Raw genomic sequence first — 17,167 nt, 5'->3', positions numbered from 1 at the left:
AATAATTATGCTGATTAAATCATTCATGCGTACTATGATGTTTGCTTTTGCAATTTTTACACTAACGGGGTGCAGCTTACCGATGAATGAATCCAAAAAGCAGTCTCCGATTCAGGTTCATGCCGAGCACTGGTTAAATGGTTCTAATGTTGATGCACAAATTATCCAAGGCTTAACTGCCTATCTTGCTTTAGATGATGCTTTTATCAGTATTGCCTCAAGGCTGCATCTGATTAATAAAGCACAATATAATATCGATTTACAGTACTACATCTGGGAAGATGACTCGATTGGTCACCTGATGCTGGCTGAATTGCTCAAAGCCGCGGATCGTGGGGTAAAAATCCGTTTATTGATTGACGACCAGAACGGTTCCCAACTCGATGCAACCTTAAAACAACTGGCACAGCACCCCAATTTTGAAATTAAAATCTTTAATCCCTACACCTATAGAGCCAGAAAATTGCGCGTGTTTGATTATATTTTTCGTTTCAAGCAGATCAATCACCGTATGCACAATAAACTGATTATTGCCGATGGTGCTATAGCCGTGACCGGTGGCCGCAATATCAGTCGTGAATACTTTGAAGCCAGTGAAAATTTTCAGTTTACCGATATGGATATTTTATTTTATGGCACTGCCGTGAAGCATGCCAACAAGGTTTTTCATGACTTTTGGTATGATGATTTAAGTTATCCAGTCCCATTGTTACTGGGTAAAAGTCGTCCAGAACAGCTTGCCAAATTACGTAAATATTATGAATTGACTGCCTTACAAAAAGATCAACTCAAAAAGCGGATCGAACTGGCTGAAAAACAGATCAATGAACATCTAAAAGATCGTCCGATTAATTGGGCAAAAGCACATTTTGTTGCCGACTCTCCGAATAAAATTCGAGGTCAATCATCTCATGATCAAATGATTTACCGTCAGATCTTCCAGATTACGGGAGAACCGAAACAGCATTTGGAGCTGGTATCTGCCTATTTTGTACCTACACAGAAAGGTATGGATTATTTAACCGGTTTAGTTAAAAGAGGCGTAAATGTCCGAATACTCACCAATTCATTCCTTGCCAATGACGTTCCTGTGGTGCATGCCTTTTATAGGCAATATCGCTATGATTTACTAAAAAATGGGATAAAACTCTATGAATTTAAACCCTATATAGAGCGTAATAAACGCACCTGGTATGAGGTGATGACGGGGAACGTTATTCCAGCTAAAGGCAAAAATGCCTCCAGTTTGCATGCCAAGTTTTTTGATATAGATGGCATGGCATTTATTGGTTCTGCCAATTTTGACCCTCGCTCCGCCAATTTAAATAGCGAAGTCGGACTGGTAATTGAATCTGATGTGTTACAAGAACAAATTTCGAACGCTTTAGATAAATATTTACCGCAAATTGCCTATGAACTCAAACTGAATCCACAGGATGAAGTCATTTGGTTAGAGCATCATAAAGACGGAACCTACACAGAATATTCAGAAGATCCTGAATCGACTCGATTTCAACGTTATGCCATGCATGTGGCGTCATATTTCCCAGTTGAATGGATGATGTAATGACATATTAATGACATTGAGATATGCAAAGCTTTTTCCAGTGAAAGCTCCACTGAAATCCTGCTTGCTGCCAGTAAATGATCACATAATAAATAGCTGACACCTGCTTCCAATAATTTACTTTTGCAGTTTGATATATTCACGTGATTGACCCACTGCTGTGCATCTTTTAGATGATTTAAAGTAATGAGGCTTGGTCGTTTAAGTGATATTGCTGTGAGGACTTATAAGAGATTGAATCTGATTTATACATATTTTAGATCAATCAACACAATGATTTTACTCATTTCCTGATTTGCTTTAACATTCTCTTTTTCGAGTATTTAACTCCGCTCTCCCCATCGTGATCTTTTGTAATGCAATTTTTTGATTTAAGTCGTCAATTTAATTTAAGTGATATTTTAACGCCCTATAAAACCCTTGAGGATTTAGGTACTCAAGACTGGTTTTTATCTAAAGTTCGTGTTGAGCATGATTGCCAGACCGATTCTGACTTGATCGAAGGTCAGGCCGTTTTAAAATCCAATCAGAATGTGCAGCTGGAACTGGAATGGCTGATTCAGGATACCGGATTTGAACTGCAAGTACTGTTTAAAGGCGTTGAAACCGAAGCGAGTGAAGAAACACTGGTGATGGTTAAGGGTGCAAAACTGATTGATGCCAATCAACAGGTCATTTCTGCACAAGCTTTAAGCCTTTGGATTGATGGAACCTTGTTGCCAATGTTGCCGAATATCCGTAAAGAAATTAAAGCTCGTTTAAATTTGTGGGACTACGTAGAATATGATGGATAAAACTTGAGTTAGTGCTGACTCAGCTTAAATGACCACACTGGAATAGGTTCTGATAGCATTTTCCAGTACATCAAAGACTTTTTTATCAATACATTGAGCCACATTAAAACGCATGAATTGCCCGGCTTGTTCAGACGGACTGAATGAATTTCCCGGCGCCAATATAATGCCTTGTTGCAGACATATCTTGGAAAGTTTTGAAGCCTCAATATGTGAGGGTAATCTGCACCATAAAAATATGCCTGCTTTAGGGACAATCCAAGGATGAATATCCAAATGAGCAAGCTTTTGAATGGTTTCATTAGTGGCTTTTATCAATTGTTTTTTTAACCAATCCAAATGTTTGGGATAACTGCTATCCATCAGCGACTGATAAATAATTTCCGCGTTCAGATTACTATTACTGAAATGTATGGCGATCTTTAAATCAATCAATTTCTCAATTTTATCTATATCGCTCAGAATATATCCGCAACGTACTGCTGCTGAAAGCGTTTTGGTAAAACTGCCAATCTGAATCACATGGGAAAGCCCAGCGAGTGCCGCATATCGGGGAGCCGGTAAATATTCAAAATCAGCAAAGATTTCATCTTCAATAATTATCATATTGGCCTGTTCAGCCATTCTGGCAATTTGATAAGCCGTCGCTAATGAAAGCGTTGCTCCTGTAGGATTATGAATTCCTGAATTAGTCAAATATATTTTTGGTTTTAACTGTAGAGCCTGTGCAAAATGTTCAAGATCCGGTCCATGTTCAGTAAAAGGTATCGCGACTGCACGTAAATGATGCGCTTTAATGAGTGCCTGAAAATTGAAATAACATGGGTCATCCAGCAAAACAATATCACCCGGCTGCAATAATAATCTGAAAATTAAATCAATCGATTGAGTGGCTGAATCAGTCAGCAAAATCTGATTGGGATGAATTTTTAAATCATCATTTTCCTTTTTACGGGCCAAATATTGTCTTAAAGCCAAATGTCCATGCGGAGGCGCATAATCAATTAAAGGTGATTCTTGTGATTTTGCCACTATTTTTAAGGCTTTGCGCAACGTCTGTTCAGGCATCCATTCTGCGGGCAACCAGCCACAGCCCGGCTTGAGCATGGCATTTTTAGCTTCTAAAGACTGTCTGGAAATCCACAGTGGATCAATTTCCCTGTCATATTGAATGTTTTGTTCAATATTCATGTGTTGGACCGGCTTGCCAAGAATGTAATAACCTGCCCCTGCCCGGGATTCAATCATCCCTTCTGCTAGCAACCGTGCATAGGCTTCCACAATGGTTGAAACCGAGTAATTTAATTGCTGGGCGTACTGTCGAACTGAAGGCAAACGTGAGCCGGCTATCAAAGTCTTGTTCTTTATATTCTGTTTGATGAGCTGAATTACAATTTCAATTTTAGTTTTTGTCATTAACGCATTCCCGAACAGTCAAACTGTACTGCTCAATTTAGCATAACAGTAATGTTAAATTGTATTGCCCTGTATATATCAACTTTATTTTTTTCTTATTAAATTGCTCTAAATTCAATGAGCAATATCAAATGAACAAAACAAATATCGGCTGGATAAACGGATTATTAGGGGTAATTATTTTTGCAGGTTCCATGCCTGCCACCCGAATTGCGGTAACGGGTTTTAGTCCGACCTTTTTAACTGCAATTCGGGCCACGATTGCAGCAGTATTAGCGCTCCTCTGTTTATTATGGTTTAAACAGCAGCGCCCGCAAAGCAATCAGTACCTATCCCTGATTATTGTCAGTGTGGGCGTGGTGGTGGGTTTTCCCCTATTTAGTGCGTTGGCATTACAAAATATATCTGCCTCGCGTGCTCTGGTTTTTGTGGCTTTGCTTCCACTTTGCACAGCTATGTTCGGAGTGCTGAGGGCTGGTGAAAATCCGAATGCAAGATTCTGGTTATTTACCCTGCTGGGCAGCAGCTTTGTACTTGCTTATATGTTGCTTCAGGATCAGTCCTATCATCTGGTCAGTGGCGATGTTTATATGATTGCAGCCGTGCTGGCTTGTGGTCTGGGTTATGCAGAAGGTGGACATTTATCCAAAGTATTAGGCGGATGGCAAGTCATCTGTTGGGCACTTATTGTTGCCTTTCCCCTTATGCTGGTTTTAACGCTGTACTATTTTCCAGCCAATTTCACTGAAGTTTCTTATTCTGCTTATGCAGGCTTGGCTTATGTATCCATATTCAGCATGCTCATCGGTTTTTTCTTCTGGTATAAGGGGCTGGCTATGGGCGGAATTGCTAAAGTGGGCCAGATCCAACTGCTACAGCCCTTTATCGGATTAACCCTCTGCGCAATCATTTTGGGTGAAAACATCAATATAGATATGATTATCGTGTGTGTGGCTGTGGTGATTTGCGTCATGTTGGCAAAAAGATTTGCCTAAAAGAGTCATGAATGACCAGTCAATCGGGCCCATGCAGATCAAGCGACATCCATGTTTAAATGATCTATCTTCAATGACCTCTGTTGTATTCAACTAACTGAATAATATTTAAAAACAAAAAAGGCAAAATAAAATGAAAACAGAAGAATGGCAACATATTTGCAAGGTGGTGAATGATGCGCAACGTGCAGCAATGCATTGCTCGGTTGCAACAGTAGATGAACAGTTACAGCCTACCATTACACCGATTGGAACTTTATTTTTAAGAGAAAACCAAAGCGGTTTTTTCTTTGATACGTATGCTGAATCTTTTAAACAAAATTTACCGCAAAATAATAAAGCCTGTATTCAAGCGATTAATAGCAGCCGTTTGTTTTGGTTGAAATCGTTATTAAAGGGCCAGTTTAGCGATTATCCGGGTGTACGACTGTATGTTGAAATTGGCAATCTGCGTCCTGCGACGCAGCAAGAGCGACTTCAAATTTCCCAACGAATTCAGGTTTTAAAATGGAGTAAAGGCAGTCAATTGATTTGGTCCGATTTTAATCAGGTCCGGGATTTTACTGTGCATGTTCATAGATGGGTCAGATATCCCAAAATGATGCCTAGCTATTAAAATTGATTTATCAAAACTTACTTATAGTAAGCCTATTTCTTTAAATAACTGAGTATAGGCTTCGGCTTTTTTTTCCACAGCAAGTGGATAAGCACGGGATGAAGATGGCATCCGGTATAAAGTCAGCTCGCGTTCAGCAAAATATGCTTTAGATGCCTGACCAATTGTCGGTTTTTCTGTAGCTTCAGGCATGGAAAGCATCAAGGTATCGGTGGCTTTATCTCCAGTGGTCATAATGCTGTGACATTCAGGAATCTGCTCTAGCAGCCTGGCTAAATCAGTTGCTTGGGCAATATGCAGAAATTTATCCGAAGCATTGCCTTTTAAGCGCACAATTTGATACGCCGTATCAAAAATTGCGATGCCTTTTTCCATTAAAAAATCACGGATCTGCTGTTCCTTGAAATTTTTATTGGTGATATCTAAAAAATGTTCTTTATTGCCAAAGAATGCCAAACCAAAAATTTTCCACATGTCATTTTGGTAATTTGGATAATAAAACTCCATTTTCCAGCGCGCCTTAGGCGGCGGAAAGCTGCCCATCATCAGCAATTTGGCATTTGGAGGAAGAAAGGGTTCCAATGGATGAGTTTCTATTTCAAGTTCAGTGCTCATAACAGTCCATTTATCCGTCTTTAGCTTAATTTAAAACATTTGACGAATTTTATCTGCTATCTGTTGACCCCAAAGTGTATAAATTTCCTTGCTGGGATGAAAACCATCCTTTGCCATTTCCAGATTCAGGGTTTTAAAACGCTGCAAATCATATTCAATCCATTGCATATTGGTCTGCTGTTGAACAAATTTTGCAAGATTTTTATTCATGCCTTTGGCATATTGTCCAAATAACCAGGCCAATGGATTTGGTAATGCAGGAAACATATTCATCGGCGGCACACCAGAAGCAATAATCAATTCAGGCGTGAATTTCTGATTGATTTCCCTATACAGTTGTTGCTGTTTTTTAATCCAGTCTTTCGGTGAGGTCAGCTTGGTAATGTCATTTACCCCGACCGAGGTAATCACCACATCAAAGTGCTGGGCTGACATATTTTTTGTGGTTTTAATCACTTGCCCGGTGCTATGACCGGTTGTCGCTTCGAGCTGATACTGAATTTCATAGCCATCTTTTAACTGCTGTAAAACTGCACCAAGTAAAGCATCTTCCTGAGTTTCAACGCCGACACCTGCCGCTGCCGAATCGCCTAAAATTAAAATAGACAGTACTTTCCCTGTTCCCACTCTACCCTGACGTTTTCCTATGGGTTCTGCTAAACGTAGAGTATTCTTTTTAACGGCATTGCCTTGAACAATAAGTGCAGGAATAAGCGCAATGGTTGAAATTTTCAAAAGCATAAATATGTGAAACCAATTCAATAACCTGTTCAATATATGACTTTAGGGTTTGAAAAGCATTGACCTAATTTACATCTTCTAAAACTCTACAAAACCTGCTTAAAAGTAATTCTAAAACAACAGATCTGCCTCTTGAGATTTTCTGGAAAAATGTGGCATAGCTTATTTGAGGTTACAGCAATTTAAACACATTAGAGCAGGATTACCTTGCTAATTGGACTTTAAAAAAGCTGCTACAGTGATATAAGAAGTAAAACTTTGATTAAAAAATATCTTCTTGCAATTATTTTTGAAACTAAGGATTGTCTGCTTAGATTAAAAAAATCAGACTTTCAGTGATTTAATAAAAATTTGTTTATATAAAATCTAAATGACTGCATTTTTGGAATAATTTGTCTACATTTCATACGGAATTCATATTAAAGTAATTTTTATAATTTAAACACGAAACTCTCATAATTTAATTATTGACTTGATCAAGAGTAATCAATATGGACTATTGGAATAGTATCTTTTTAATTGCAATAATTGCCATCGTTGGTCTTACAGTGATTACATTAATAGTTGGCTGCAAAATTTGGAAAAACCTTATCGTTACGCTGATTATTTCTACCTTAATCAGCTTTCTTATTTTATGCGCGATTAGCTTTTTGTGGAAACAGGGTATTTATGTATCTTGGAGTAATAATAATCTTTGGAATGAGATATTGACTGCTGAAATGGGACTCATGAGTGTTGTCATAGGTGGAGTGAGCACCTTCATCATTATGCTCGGTATTCTGATTTCTAAAAATAATAGATAATTGCATCAATTCTAAGCACAAAATTGTTCTTTTAAGCGTTCTCTCCAGATCTGCTAAATATAAATAAATGTCTCCTAAGTATATTATTTTATAATTATAATTTATTAAAACATATTAAAAATCTAAAAAAGGCTCATTACTGAGCCTTTTTTATTTAATGACTAAAATCTTAACCCAACTTGTTGACTAGTTTCAAAGGTAGGATTTTCATTGCTACACCGAGTGGCAACCAAGGCCACTGCGGTACATAAGCTTTAACCGGTGCTTTTTCAATGGCTTTGACCAGTAAATGTGAACCGGTTTTTTCATCTACTTCAAAAGGCAGTTTTTTCGCACCTTCATTCAGTTCTGTACGGATATAACCCGGGAAAATGGTGGTGACTTTAATCGGGGTATCAATCAATTCAGCACGAATGCCTTCAGCCAGGTGGGCAACCCCGGCTTTACTGGCACCATACGCTGTTAAATGTTTAGGCATGCCACGCATCGCGCTCATCGATGAAATCATCACCAAATGACCTGCGTTTTGTGCACGAAAGATTTCTACCGCAGCTTCACATTGCGCCAAGGCTGAAATGAAGTTGGTTTCGACGGTCGCCTTGTTAATTTCAAAATTGCCTTTACCAATCCGGCGACCTTCTCCGACACCGGCATTCACGATAATACGGTCGATGGTGCCAAATTCCTCTTTAAACGCGCGGAATACTTCAAATACCTGATCGTAATGGGTGACATCTAAGGTTTTGGCACTGACTTTTACACCATATTTGCTTTCCAACTCTTGTTTTAAAATTTCCAGACGTTCCAGACGACGGGCGCAGATGGCAAGATTATAACCCTTTTGTGCAAATTCACGTGCCATACCTGCACCAATCCCGGAACTTGCTCCGGTAATTAAAATTGTTTTCGCCATGATTTATTCCTTTTCCTATTTTTCTTTCATCAGATCCAGGTCAGTAACCTGGAATCTTCGGCCTTAATAAAATGATGTTCGTTCAAACTCAGCAATTGAGGTTCATTTCCCACCAGACGCAATGTGGTCATACTGGTATTGGCAATAGCCCAATTCAGTGCAAAAGTTTTGTTGGGGCATAAACCTAAAATTTTCCCTGCTGCCACAGAGATTACACCACCTGAAGTAAATACTACGGCATAACGCGGTTTGCTTTTGGCCAGTTCATCACATAGATCTTGCAATGCTGTTTCAACTCGGTTTTTAAAATGTGGCCAGGACTCATCATATTCATGATGATAGTCACCACCGGTCCAGCGCTCGATCGCGCCTTCAAAAATTTTAGCCAGGTAAGCACGGGGATTATCTTCTTTGGCGACATCCTGTTTTAACAAATGCGGTTCATTAAAACGTGGCTCGTACTTGGCAAAAACCTGCTGGTGATTGAACTCATTCCATGCATTGTCGGTCTGAATTTCGGCTTCGGGAAAACATTGTTCCAAAGCCAGGCTGGCAGTCTGTTGATGACGTTGCATCGAGCCTGACACCACATAAGGCGCTTCTTTTAGAATCTGGTCGAAATATTGCCCTAATAATTTCGCCTGTAATTCGCCGTTGGGAGAAAGCTGGTCATAACTTTCTGCCCCAAAAGAGGCTTGTCCATGACGAATCAGATAAATTGTGGTCATGTTGGCATCAATTCCTTAAATTTCGCGATATATTTTTGTGCCAGTTCATTGGCTTCAAGTTTTTGTAGGCCAATTAATTTAAGCGCACGAATATGCAAGGCATGAATGACAATCCAGAAATCTTTAAAGGCTGGATTATTGGTCTGTTTGTGGTAATAACGGTAATAGATTTGCTGGGCAATTACGGCTAGACGGAAAATGCCGAATACTTCATAAAAGGTCCAGTTTTCGGGTTGCAAGCCGGTTTTTTCCAAATAATAATCCACCACTTCCTGACGTGTGAACATGCCTTTTAAATTGGTGGGCTGACGACGGGTGGCTTTAAAAATCTGATTGTCGCTTTCTTCAACCCAATACGCGAGAGCTGAACCTAAATCCATTAATGGATCACCTAAAGTTGCCATTTCCCAGTCCAGTACCCCAATCACTTGAGTTGGATGATTTGGATCTAAAATCACATTATCAAAACGCCAGTCATTATGAATGACGCAGATTTTCGAATCGGCATGAATATTATCTTTCAGCCAGTTACGCACATATTTAAACGAAGGCACATTTAATGTTTTAGCTTTTTCATGACGGCTATCCCAGCCTTCCACCTGACGACGACAATATCCGTCGCCTTTGCCTAATTTTTCCAGTTCTGTCCCTGCATAAGGGACTTGGTGCAATTCAATCAGCTTGTCGATGACATTGATACACAGTTCACGTACTTGTGCTTCATTAAAATTGAGCTCTTTGGGTAAATTGGCACGTGGAATAATGCCTTCCACACGTTGCATGACATAGAAATCACAGCCAATTACCGATTCATCCTGACACAGCGCCACCATTTCCGGTAATACGGGATAGAACGGTGCCAGATTTTTTTGTACGTTGTATTCACGTGCCATGTCATGCGCAGATTTGGCTTTGGTCCCTTTAGGCGGACGACGTAAAATGAGATCAGCATTGTTGTACTTTAAACGATAAGTCCAGTTGGAAGCTCCACCTGAATATTGCGTCACTTCTACCTGACCTTGTACATCAACACTTTGTGCTTTGAGCCAATTTTCTACTGCAACCACATCGAGTTCTTCGCCTTGACGGACTTTTCCACCCACATCAATCGCTGACATTGTTATTTTCCCAAATCATCAATTTTATAAAACTTCATTGCTTACTTATTTATACCTGTTTCATTTTTCATAAAAAGAAAAACTTTGCACCAAGTTATAAAAAGTTCTAATACTCTTGTATCTATTAATCTTTTTTGCGGCGTGAACTGTAACCACGTTTTGCCAGTTCAAGTTTGGCAATCATGCCTTTATGCACTTCATCCGGACCATCGGCCAAACGAAGTGAACGTGCCTGAGCGAAGAAACCCGTTAATGGCGTATCGCGCGAAACACCGGCACCACCGTGAATCTGGATCGCCATGTCCACGACTTTTTCCAATACGCTTGGGGCAACCACTTTAATTGCGGAAATTTCCGTTAGTGCTGCCATATTACCCAAAGTATCCATCTTATAAGCGGCATAAAGTGTAAGTAAACGTGCCTGATCAATGGCTACCCGTGCTTCTGCAACCCGTTCCAGATTACCCCCCAGCTTTAAAATTTCCTTGCCAAAAGCCGTTCGGCTCATACCACGGTCAATCATCAGTTCCAGTGATTTTTCCGCCGCGCCAATACAGCGCATACAATGATGAATACGGCCTGGTCCTAAACGACCTTGCGCAATTTCAAAACCTTGACCTGCACCGCCAATAAAATTAGCTACCGGTACACGGACATTGTTAAAACTGATTTCGCCATGACCATGGGGCGCATCATAGTCTCCGAACACTGGCAACATGCGTTCAATTCTTACACCCACCGTATCAATCGGAACCAGTACCATGGAATGTTGATGATGACGGTCTTTGCTTTCATCAGGTGTATGTGCCATAAAAATGATGATTTTTGCATTGGGATCGCCCAGACCTGATGACCACCATTTACGACCGTTGAGAACAATTTCATCACCCTCGATGACCGCCGTGGCCTGCATATTGGTGGCATCAGAGGAGGCTACAGCAGGTTCAGTCATACAAAAAACCGAACGGATTTTGCCTTCTAATAATGGCATTAACCATTGCTGTTTTTGTTGTTTAGAACCATAACGCCATAAAACTTCCATATTGCCGCTGTCAGGCGCATTACAGTTAAATACGATGGGTGCAATTAAACTGCGACCGGAAAGTTCGGCAATATGGGCATATTCCTGAACCGAAAGCCCTTGACCCAATTCCGGACAGGGCAAAAACATATTCCAAAGCCCTGCTGCCTTGGCCTTATTTTTTAATATTTCAAGTTGAGGGGGCCATTGCCATGTTGTCCAATCACTACCTTGATTTAACTCATGGACGTCATTCCAAAACTCGGTTTCGACCGGTTCAATTTCGTTTTTTATAAAGGCTTTTGTCCGTTCAATAAAATCCTGTGCGCGTGCTGACAATTCAAACATGGCCACTTCCCTCAAAATATATATGATCTGCTCTTTACAACAACATAACTCGAAAACTATTATGAATAAAATGATTTAATTAAATATTAAACTATGAACACCATTCATAATAAAGCAGTGATCGATCTGGGGAATTTTCACCGTATAGACATTAACTTGTATCCTTTATTTATTGCAGTGTATGAACAAAAAAGCATTTCCAAGGCCGCGCAGATTTTGTGTATTAGTCAATCGGCCGCCAGTCATGCCTTCCAGCGTTTAAGACAGCATTTGCAGGATGATTTATTTATACGTGCCGGCAGTAAAATGCTGCCTACCCCATTTTCCGAGCAGATTTATCCTGCAATTAAAAGTGCGCTGTTTACCATCCAAAATATTTCAATGCAAAAACAGCGTTTTGAACCCAGCATGCTGCAGACTTTAAAAATTGCGGTACATGATGAAATTGAACCATTGATTTTCCCCAAACTGGTGCAGCACTTTCAGGGCTTGAATCTGGAGATTCAATTTTTCAGCAGTAAATTAGACCGTAAAACGATAGTGACTGACCTTGCGACCCAACAACTCGACTTTGTTATTGATCTGGAACAGAATTTTGGCGAAAAAATTCAATTTCAGAAACTGGTACAAGATCAATTTGTCGTGTGTACCCAGCAACCTGAAATGACTGAACAGCTTTATTTAACTGCCCCGCATATTGGTGTTTCATCACGGCGAACCGGAGTTTTAGTTGAAGATATTTATTTAAACCGCAAACAACGATCACGACAGATTTTTTTACGTTGCCAACATTATTCAACGGCTTTACAGATTTTGCTGCAAAACCCTCAATCTGTTTTAACCATTCCTAAAAATTTGCTCAACCATTTACAGGTTTCCCCAAGATTAAATATTTTTGCAGTCCCTGTAGACTTGCCCTTTATTAATTTAGGGATGTATTGGCATAAAGACTTGAAAGAAAATTCGCGCCATCAATTTTTGCGAAGTGAAATTTCTAAAATTTTTACTTAGGCTATTTTAAAAGATAGGTTTATTATGCTTAGGCTATTTATTTGGAAATAGATTAATTTCTAAGGGTTTAAAAATGCTTAGGCTATTTTTATCAATACAAAATGAAACACTGACTGTCTAGCTTTTAAGCCATGCAAATTGCGGCTTTCACCTACAATGTTCCATCTCCGGGCTGTGTCTAAATACGGCTAATTTTTAGGATTTGGATTATAATTTTGTTTCATCTCTCTACGACCTGGCAAATTGTGTTGGGGCTATTCGCCTTATGTACTTCCTATTATTTACTGCATAAAATTACCATTTACATCAAGAATATATTTCGTCCTTTTAAAAAAGGTAAAAAATATTGGTGCCGGGTTAACGCAGTGAGCGATGGCGATACCCTTACCTGCTACCGTTTTAATATCAGACGTTCTGAAACCAAGTTACGCTTTGCTTATGTGGATGCACCGGAATCGAGTCAAAGCTATGGCAAGGAATCCCAGCGACTGGTCCAAAGCATGGTTAAAGGCAAAATGGTTCGGGTAAAAATTACCGATATCGATCGGTATGGCCGCTGTGTCGGTGTAGTCTATCGTTATCGTAAAAATATCAATGAAGAGATCGTCAAGCGTGGGGCTGCATGGGTATATGAAGAATACATTAAAGATAAAACTCATCTGCACTATATGATGTCACTTCAAGAAAAAGCCAAAAAGCAGAAAAAAGGTTTATGGAAAAGTTCCCGCCCTGTGCGTCCGAGCGTTTATCGCAAGCAAAATAAATAGAATATACACAGAAAAGAATCATCGCTAACTATAGTTATATTGATCTCATTCCATTGTGTTGTTGCTTAGTCATGACCAAAGTAGCCTGTTTTAAACAGGCTACTTGAATGGCTAGTTTGAAAAATTAAATATAGTAAGCCAATTGAACAAGCAGCCGGAATGCCCCAGCAATCAATGCTAAAGCAAAAAATCCACCTAGCCACAACACAATAAACCACTGCGTTTGTGAAAGTTTCATAGTTGCTCCTTAATGATAGCCCTGATCACCCACACGTACTTTGTCGCGGAACACCCAGTAAGACAAAGCGGTATAAATAATAATGATCGGAATTAGGAGTAATGCTCCAATCAAGGTAAATAACTGACTACTTTGTGGAGCCGCTGCATCCCAAATCGTGACTGAACGTGGAATGATATAAGGCCATAAACTGATCAGGAAACCTGTATACGCTAAAAACACCAAGGCCAAAGTATAGATAAAAGGTCTCAATTCTCTACGTTGCTTGCAGGCACGCAAAGCCAGGTAGGTAAATACCAATACAAGGATGGGTACAGGACTAAAATAAGTCAGTTGGGGTTGGTTAAACCAGCGTTCCGCAATTGCAGGATGGGCCAAAGGCGTATAAATACTGACAGCACCGAAAATGATGAATAAGGCAATAATCAGCTTCGGCATGAGCTGAAACATTCTATTTTGCAAGTCTGTCTCGGTTTTAAAGATCAGCCATCCGCAGCCCAGAGTGGCATACAGCACCACGACACTAATGCCGGTAAAGACTGAAAACGGCGTCAGCCAGTCTAGACCACCTCCTGTATATATGCCATTGGTGGTTTTGATGCCTTGAATATATGCACCTAAAATCATGCCCTGGAAAAATCCGGTTAAAATCGAACCACCAATAAAGGCCATGTCCCAAAGATGCCGGTTACGTCTGGATTTAAAACGGAATTCAAAAGCCACTCCGCGGAAAATAAGCGCGACCACCATCAGAATAATGGGCAGGTATAGCGCAGAAAGTACCGTTGAATATACTAAGGGAAATGCCGCAAACAAGCCTGCCCCGCCCAATACCATCCAGGTTTCATTGCCATCCCATACCGGAGCAACGGTATTCATCATCACATCACGTTCTTCTTGCGTTTTAAAGAAAGGAAACAAGATGCCAATGCCTAAGTCAAAACCATCTAGTACCACATAAATCAGCACGCCAACGGCAATAATTACAATCCAGATAAAAGATAAATCAATCATTTGTCATTCTCCTGGTGATTGTCGAGCGGTGGCCCATCCAGCTCTTCATCGGTACTGCCCAATGGACGATGTGAAGCCTGGATGACTTTTTCTTCACTATGCGGCACTGAATGAACAAATTCCGGACCTTTATGCATGATTCGGAGCATGTAATAAATGCCGATTCCAAAGACCACGCAATACACTACGACAAAGATAATCAGGGTTAATCCGACCTGTTCTGCCGATACTGGGGATAATGCATCTTTGGTTCGCATCACGCCATAAACCACCCAAGGCTGACGCCCCACTTCGGTGGTAATCCAGCCCGCAAGCAAGGCTATAAAGCCGGAGGGTCCCATAATCAGTGCAAAGCGATGAAACCATGGACTTTCATAAAAGCGACCGCTTCGTCTCAGCCACAAACCGGTAAGGGCCAATAACAGCATCAGCATGCCTAGCCCGACCATAATCCGGAAGCTCCAGAATACGATGGTAGAATTTGGCCGGTCCTCAGGTGCAAAATCTTTCAGGCCCTGAACTTTACCCTGCATGGAATGGGTTAAAATCAGGCTTCCCACATTTGGAATGCCAATCGCATATTTGGTTTCTTCTGCCTGCATATCGGGAATCCCGAATAAATACAGCGGCATGCCTTCATTATCATTGGTTTCCCAGTGCCCTTCTATTGCGGCAATTTTTGCAGGCTGATGCTTCAAAGTATTGATCCCATGCAAATCGCCAATCAGCACCTGCAAAGGTGTAAGCGCCAGCAGCATCCATAAGGCCATGGAAAAAGAGGTTTTTACCATTTCATCCCTGCGACCTTTAAGCAAATGCCATGCTGCTGTGCTGGCAACCAGCAAGGCTGAGACCAAGAATGCAGCCATCGCCATATGCGCCAAGCGATATGGGAAAGAGGGATTAAATATAATAGCCAGCCAGTCTTGCGGAACAATAATGCCATTTTCAATGCTGAAACCTTGCGGGGTCTGCATCCAGCTGTTGGATGAGAGAATCCAGAACATGGAAATACATGTTCCAAGGGCTACCATAACCGTGGCAAAGAAATGTGCCCGAGGACCGACCCGTCCCCAGCCAAACAGCATGATGCCTAGGAAGCCTGCTTCCAGAAAGAATGCGCTTAGCACCTCATAGGCCAGTAGCGGTCCGGTTACACTGCCTGAAATACGTGAGAATTCACTCCAGTTGGTTCCGAACTGGTAACTCATGACCACGCCGGACACCACGCCCATACCAAAGGCAATGGCAAATATTTTAACCCAGAACTTAAACAGGTCTTGATAGACCGGATTTTGGGTTCTGAGCCAGCGCCATTCTAAAACAGCAAGAAAACTTGCAAGACCAATGGAAATGGCGGGAAAAATGATATGAAAAGAGACGGTGAAAGCGAATTGAACTCGAGCCAATTCGAGAGCTGTTAATCCTAAATCCATAACATCACCTTTTTTAATTCATTGATATGGTGATTAAGCACGCAGCTAACAGTCGCGCTCTTTTTTTAATTTGTGCTGCTTCAGCATACGCCTAAAGATTAAGCAAAGTATGTTGATTTATTATTTCCTGATTTTTTTACTGACTTGCCATGCAGCCATTCATGAATCGTTATGATTTATCTATGGGCTTAATACTTGAACAATCAACCAAAGAGGCGTAAAGTTTAATTAATTTAGTTACCCTAGCTAACCATTATGCCAGATCCACTTAAATTTCGTGCTTCATTATTACGCTGTGCACGTTTAATGAGTGATGAAATCAATACTCTTTTACTGCCACATCAGTTGAATTATTCCTTGTGGCAGGTACTGTATGTCATTCAGCTTAAACAAGGCTGTACCTCTATCGACATTGCTGAATATCTGAATATTTCCAAACCATCAATTGCAAAAAGAATTCATGTACTGATGCAACTGGACGTTTTAGAGCAGGTCGATACTGAGGATAAACGCCAAAAAAAATTGATCCTGAGTTCCAATGGTCAACAGCTTTTTAAAACATGCTCAAAAAAACTGGATGAATTTGAACAACAGCTTTTAGTGCCATTAGAGCTTGCTGCTCAAAAGAGCACGCTCGATACCCTGCATAAACTTATGGAACATCTGCAACAAATGAAAGGTAGCCAGTCATGAGTGAAAATACGCCCTTATGGACCAAAAATTTTATTCTTGTCAGCTCAATTAACTTTCAGCTGGTTCTGACCTTTTATCTTCTAGTAGTGGTTATTGTTGGCTACGCAGTTGCTGAGCTCGGTGCAACTACGGCACAAGCGGGTTTGGTTTCGGGTCTGTTTATTGTCGGTACACTGATTGGTCGTTTATTTGTTGGTAAGTTTCTAGAACGGTTTGGACACAGAACCACCATGATTGTGGGTTTAATTGGATTTTTGATTTTTTCAGGATTCTATTTTATTCCCATGAATGTCGCTGCTTTGCTGGGAGTGCGTTTCATGCATGGTTTTATGA

General features: G+C 40.5%; 19 protein-coding genes. 9 read left to right on the top strand and 10 right to left on the bottom strand.

The features are described from left to right. Positions 1–7: 7 nt before the first annotated feature. Positions 8–1,567 (top strand): phospholipase D family protein, encoded by a 1,560-nt coding sequence (locus B2Y23_RS01565; RefSeq protein WP_291368603.1) that lies wholly within the window; start codon positions 8–10, stop codon positions 1,565–1,567. A 356-nt stretch (positions 1,568–1,923) separates the two neighbouring features. Further along, complete coding sequence (locus B2Y23_RS01560; RefSeq protein WP_291354498.1) at positions 1,924–2,361, top strand: hypothetical protein; 438 nt, start codon at positions 1,924–1,926, stop codon at positions 2,359–2,361. 24 nt (positions 2,362–2,385) lie between these two features. On the opposite strand, the gene B2Y23_RS01555 is transcribed toward B2Y23_RS01560, so the two are convergent. Further along, entirely contained in the window at positions 2,386–3,777 is a 1,392-nt protein-coding gene (locus tag B2Y23_RS01555; RefSeq protein WP_291354497.1) for a PLP-dependent aminotransferase family protein, read from the bottom strand. Between the two features lie 131 nt (positions 3,778–3,908). Between B2Y23_RS01555 and B2Y23_RS01550 the strand changes: the two genes are divergently transcribed. Both B2Y23_RS01550 and B2Y23_RS01545 read left to right on the top strand, forming a co-directional pair. Continuing rightward, the gene (locus B2Y23_RS01550) at positions 3,909–4,772 is read left to right on the top strand and encodes a DMT family transporter (protein WP_291368601.1); all 864 of its coding nucleotides are present in this window, start codon (positions 3,909–3,911) and stop codon (positions 4,770–4,772) included. A 133-nt stretch (positions 4,773–4,905) separates the two neighbouring features. Then, a complete protein-coding gene (locus B2Y23_RS01545; RefSeq protein ID WP_291368599.1) occupies positions 4,906–5,388 on the top strand; it encodes a pyridoxamine 5'-phosphate oxidase family protein in 483 nt (160 codons plus the stop codon). 21 nt (positions 5,389–5,409) lie between these two features. Here B2Y23_RS01545 and B2Y23_RS01540 read toward each other — a convergent pair whose 3' ends face one another. Together B2Y23_RS01540 and B2Y23_RS01535 are read right to left on the bottom strand one after the other, a co-directional pair. Continuing rightward, positions 5,410–6,003 carry a uracil-DNA glycosylase family protein gene (locus tag B2Y23_RS01540; protein WP_291368597.1) on the bottom strand — a complete coding sequence of 198 codons (594 nt, stop codon included), beginning with the start codon at positions 6,001–6,003 and terminating at the stop codon, positions 5,410–5,412. A gap of 30 nt (positions 6,004–6,033) precedes the next feature. Continuing rightward, positions 6,034–6,744 (bottom strand): SGNH/GDSL hydrolase family protein, encoded by a 711-nt coding sequence (locus B2Y23_RS01535; RefSeq protein WP_291368595.1) that lies wholly within the window; start codon positions 6,742–6,744, stop codon positions 6,034–6,036. A 491-nt stretch (positions 6,745–7,235) separates the two neighbouring features. On the opposite strand from B2Y23_RS01535, the gene B2Y23_RS01530 reads away from it, so the two are divergent. Next, on the top strand, positions 7,236–7,547 hold the full coding sequence (locus B2Y23_RS01530) for a hypothetical protein (RefSeq protein WP_291368593.1): 312 nt from the start codon (positions 7,236–7,238) through the stop codon (positions 7,545–7,547). A gap of 169 nt (positions 7,548–7,716) precedes the next feature. Here the strand turns inward: B2Y23_RS01530 and B2Y23_RS01525 are convergent, their stop codons facing one another. The 4 genes from B2Y23_RS01525 to B2Y23_RS01510 form a co-directional block, all read right to left on the bottom strand. Next, positions 7,717–8,460 carry an SDR family oxidoreductase gene (locus B2Y23_RS01525; protein WP_291368591.1) on the bottom strand — a complete coding sequence of 248 codons (744 nt, stop codon included), beginning with the start codon at positions 8,458–8,460 and terminating at the stop codon, positions 7,717–7,719. A 29-nt stretch (positions 8,461–8,489) separates the two neighbouring features. Beyond that, positions 8,490–9,188, bottom strand: coding sequence for a histidine phosphatase family protein (locus tag B2Y23_RS01520; protein ID WP_291368589.1), 699 nt, complete (start codon positions 9,186–9,188; stop codon positions 8,490–8,492). After that, the gene (locus tag B2Y23_RS01515; RefSeq protein ID WP_291368587.1) at positions 9,185–10,306 is read right to left on the bottom strand and encodes a phosphotransferase family protein; all 1,122 of its coding nucleotides are present in this window, start codon (positions 10,304–10,306) and stop codon (positions 9,185–9,187) included. The genes B2Y23_RS01520 and B2Y23_RS01515 overlap by 4 nt, the downstream gene beginning before the upstream one ends. Before the next feature lie 124 nt (positions 10,307–10,430). After that, positions 10,431–11,675, bottom strand: a complete 1,245-nt coding sequence (locus B2Y23_RS01510) for an acyl-CoA dehydrogenase family protein (protein ID WP_291368585.1) — start codon at positions 11,673–11,675, stop codon at positions 10,431–10,433. 93 nt (positions 11,676–11,768) lie between these two features. On the opposite strand from B2Y23_RS01510, the gene B2Y23_RS01505 reads away from it, so the two are divergent. Continuing rightward, positions 11,769–12,686, top strand: a complete 918-nt coding sequence (locus tag B2Y23_RS01505) for a LysR family transcriptional regulator (protein WP_291368583.1) — start codon at positions 11,769–11,771, stop codon at positions 12,684–12,686. A gap of 215 nt (positions 12,687–12,901) precedes the next feature. Further along, complete coding sequence (locus B2Y23_RS01500; RefSeq protein ID WP_291354486.1) at positions 12,902–13,453, top strand: thermonuclease family protein; 552 nt, start codon at positions 12,902–12,904, stop codon at positions 13,451–13,453. Between the two features lie 124 nt (positions 13,454–13,577). On the opposite strand, the gene B2Y23_RS01495 is transcribed toward B2Y23_RS01500, so the two are convergent. From B2Y23_RS01495 to B2Y23_RS01485, 3 genes are read right to left on the bottom strand one after another with little or no spacing between them, the layout of a single operon-like run. Next, positions 13,578–13,691: a DUF2474 domain-containing protein gene (locus B2Y23_RS01495; RefSeq protein WP_291354485.1), complete on the bottom strand. Its 114-nt coding sequence runs from the start codon at positions 13,689–13,691 to the stop codon at positions 13,578–13,580. A gap of 9 nt (positions 13,692–13,700) precedes the next feature. Then, positions 13,701–14,705, bottom strand: coding sequence for a cytochrome d ubiquinol oxidase subunit II (gene cydB, locus B2Y23_RS01490; protein WP_291368581.1), 1,005 nt, complete (start codon positions 14,703–14,705; stop codon positions 13,701–13,703). After that, positions 14,702–16,141, bottom strand: coding sequence for a cytochrome ubiquinol oxidase subunit I (locus B2Y23_RS01485; RefSeq protein WP_291368579.1), 1,440 nt, complete (start codon positions 16,139–16,141; stop codon positions 14,702–14,704). The genes cydB and B2Y23_RS01485 overlap by 4 nt, the downstream gene beginning before the upstream one ends. 255 nt (positions 16,142–16,396) lie before the next feature. Between B2Y23_RS01485 and B2Y23_RS01480 the strand changes: the two genes are divergently transcribed. Continuing rightward, the gene (locus tag B2Y23_RS01480; RefSeq protein WP_291354482.1) at positions 16,397–16,834 is read left to right on the top strand and encodes a MarR family winged helix-turn-helix transcriptional regulator; all 438 of its coding nucleotides are present in this window, start codon (positions 16,397–16,399) and stop codon (positions 16,832–16,834) included. Beyond that, on the top strand, positions 16,831–17,167 hold a 337-nt coding region (locus B2Y23_RS01475), incomplete at its 3' end, for an MFS transporter (protein WP_291368577.1). The genes B2Y23_RS01480 and B2Y23_RS01475, both read left to right, overlap by 4 nt.

Origin of the sequence: Acinetobacter sp. UBA5934, assembly GCF_002430855.1 — a bacterium.
Taxonomy (GTDB): Bacteria; Pseudomonadota; Gammaproteobacteria; order Pseudomonadales; family Moraxellaceae; genus Acinetobacter.
Note: the sequence above shows the minus strand (reverse complement) of the source record. Positions and strands in the feature narration are given on the sequence as shown.